Source organism: Phenylobacterium sp., from assembly GCF_041920015.1.
GTDB lineage: Bacteria > Pseudomonadota > Alphaproteobacteria > Caulobacterales > Caulobacteraceae > Phenylobacterium.
The window spans coordinates 1-2844 of the sequence record NZ_JAYRST010000146.1 but is presented as its reverse complement, the minus strand read 5'-3'; the positions used below and the strand labels follow the sequence as shown (position 1 = coordinate 2844).

The window sequence follows — 2844 nt, the reverse complement described above, 5'->3', positions numbered from 1 at the left end:
CGCCCGAGGAGAGGTAGGCGTGCAACTCGCCCTTGCCGCCGCCGAGCGCGGCCGGGTTGACGCAGGCCGCCTCCATGGCCGGGTTCGGCTCGCGCGGGACGCCGAAGCGGCTGTTGGCCGGCGGCGGGACGGTGTCGCGGAAGCTGACATAGGCCACAGCGCAGCCGAACTGGTCGGCCGACTTGCAGAGCGGGACGGTCTTGAAGGTCCCGACGTCCTTGCCCTTCTCCACCGGCAGGTTGGTTCCCAGCAGCAGGGCCGAGACCAGGCGATCGCGCGCGGGCTTGCCGTCGATCTCCCTGGCGATCAGCTCGGTCAGCAGGCCGGCGCCCTGGGAGTGGCCGATCAGGACCACGCCGCGGCCCTTGTTCTCGTGGGTCAGGTAATAGTTCCAGGCGTCGCGCACGTCGTCATAGTTGGTGGTCGGGCGCGTGGCGGGCGGCTTGGCGCCGGGGGTCATGGCCGCGCGCAGGGCGGTGAGGGTGACCTGGCGGTACATGGGCGCATAGACGCGGCACTTGGCGCCGAAGCGGGCGAGCTGCTGTTCGACCACGCGACGCTCCTCGGCGTTCGGAGTCATGTCCGACAGCACGCCCGGATCGTTGGAGACGGTGGGATAGACGTAGAAGCAGTCGACCGGGGCCTTGGGATCGGCCTTCCAGGTCTCGCGGCTCATCGAGCCGTCCGCCTTGACCACGGTGGTGGTGTTGTCGATGGCGCAGGCGTCGGCGCGGCCGGGCCAGCAGAGCCAGTTCTCGGACTTGGAATAGTCGTTGGGCGTCGTCGCAGCCGGGTCCTGAGCCAGGGCGGGCGGGCCCGAAAGACTGAATGCGAGGCCGGCGGCGGCCGCCGCAAGCGTGAATCTGGACATGTTTCCCCACTGAAAATCTATGGCTTGCAATGGGGGCAGGATCGCCCGAGCGGCGGGCGTGGTCCAGTCAGAACCTGGCCGGGACCGGTTCAGGCCGCGCGGGTCGCAAGATCGCCGGCGGCGCAGAGCGCCTCGTCGATGGCGCCGAGCAGGCGGGCGGTCTCGATGGGCTTTGGCACGAAGCCGTTCATGCCGGCGGCCAGGTATTCGGCCACCTGATGGGCCATGACATTGGCCGACAGGGCGAGGATGGGCGTGGCCGGAAGGTTCCGCTCGGCCTCCAGGCGACGGATGGCGAGCGCGGCCTCGACGCCGTTCATGACCGGCATCTGCACGTCCATCAGGATCAGGTCGAACTTGGCGGCGGCGTAGGATTCCACCGCCTCGCGGCCGTCGGCGGCCAGGGTCAGGTCGACGTCGAAGGGCTCCAGCATGGCGCGCAGCACGAGCTGGTTGGTCGGGTTGTCCTCGGCGGCCAGGATGCGCACGCGCGCGCCGCTCTCGACCGCCCTGGCCTGGACCGCCGGCGTGGGCAGGGGGGCGGTGAGGGCGGGGCTGCGCCAGCGCATCGGCAGGGTGACGGTGAAGGTGGAGCCCTGACCCTCGATGCTCTCGACGGCGAGTTCGCCGCCCATCAGCGCGGTCAGCTCGTGGCTGATGGCCAGGCCCAGGCCCGTGCCGCCGAAGCGGCGGGTGGTCGAGGCGTCGCCCTGGTTGAACTTCTCGAACAGGGCGGCGAGCCGCTGCGCCGGGATGCCGAGGCCGGTGTCGCGGACCACGAAGCGCAGGCCCTGCGCGCAGCGCGAGACATGGACGACGATCTCGCCGCGGGCGGTGAACTTGACGGCGTTGGAGGCGAGGTTGGCCAGCACCTGGCGCAGGCGCGCGCCATCGCCCAGCCAGACGCCGCGGGCGCGCTCGTCGATCTCGATGAGGAAGGCGACGTCGTTGTGGTCGGCCAGGCTGGCGAAGGGCATGCAGGCGGCGTGGACCGCCGCGGCGAGGTCGAACTCGTGGTTGTCGATCTCCAGGCGGCCGGCCTCGATCTTGGAGATGTCCAGGATGTCGTTGAGCAGGGCGAGCAGGGTCTGGCCGGAATCGCGCACCACGTCGAGCTGGTCGCGCTGGGCGGGGGTGAGATCCTCGCGCGCCATGATCTGGGTCATGCCCAGCACGCCGTTGAGCGGGGTGCGGATCTCGTGGCTCATATTGGCCAGGAACTGCGACTTGGCGAGGTTGGCGGCGTCGGCCTCGTCGCGGGCGCGGACCAGTTCGTCCAGGCTGCGCTGCAGGGCCGCGTCGTTGAGGTCGATCCGGCGGAAGACGGCGCGGACGCGGGCGGCGAGGGCCGCGGCCGCCGCCAGCAGCAGGCAGAGAACCAGGGCGAACAGCGGGGCGATCTGGCGCAGCACCACGGCGCCGGGCAGGCTGGGCGTCCAGCGCAGGTTCGCCACCTGGCGCCCGGAGACGTCGGCGATCGGCAGGGCCGATTGCGCGGCGCCGTCGCCCAGGGTCAGCCGCACCTCGCCCAGGCGCATGTCGCCGGCCAGCCGGCCGAGGAAGGCCGGATCGATCCGGCGGGCCGAGACCAGCAGGTGGGAGGCGCCGGGCCGCGGCTTCACGGCCACGGTCTCGGGCACGATGTTGCCCACGGCGACGATGTAGAGCTGGCCCTGGTCCAGCACGAAGCCGGTCTTGATGATCGCCCCGGTGAGGCCGCGGCGGCGGGCCGCGCCGCGGGTGCGCTCCAGTTCGCGCACCTGCGCCACCAGCGGAGCGGCCTGATGCAGGAAGCTTCCGGCGCGGTGCGGATCGATGCGGCCGCCGTCGCGCCACGCGTAGCGCGGCCGGTCCCGGTCATCGAGGACGAAGGAGGCGGCGTGCTGCATGTAGGTGGTGAAATAGCTGCCGACATAGAGGTCGGCCCATTCGGGATCGACCTCGCCCTCCAGCTTCACATAGGCCTCGTCCCA

2 protein-coding genes are annotated in these 2844 nt (G+C 71.2%); both read right to left on the bottom strand.

Features of this window, described 5'->3' with window-relative positions:
• Positions 1 to 871: DUF3089 domain-containing protein (locus tag ACE3TL_RS16865; protein WP_374579815.1), on the bottom strand; the 871-nt coding region annotated here is incomplete at its 3' end.
• Between the two features lie 89 nt (positions 872 to 960).
• Positions 961 to 2844: ATP-binding protein (locus ACE3TL_RS16860; RefSeq protein WP_374579814.1), on the bottom strand; the 1884-nt coding region annotated here is incomplete at its 5' end.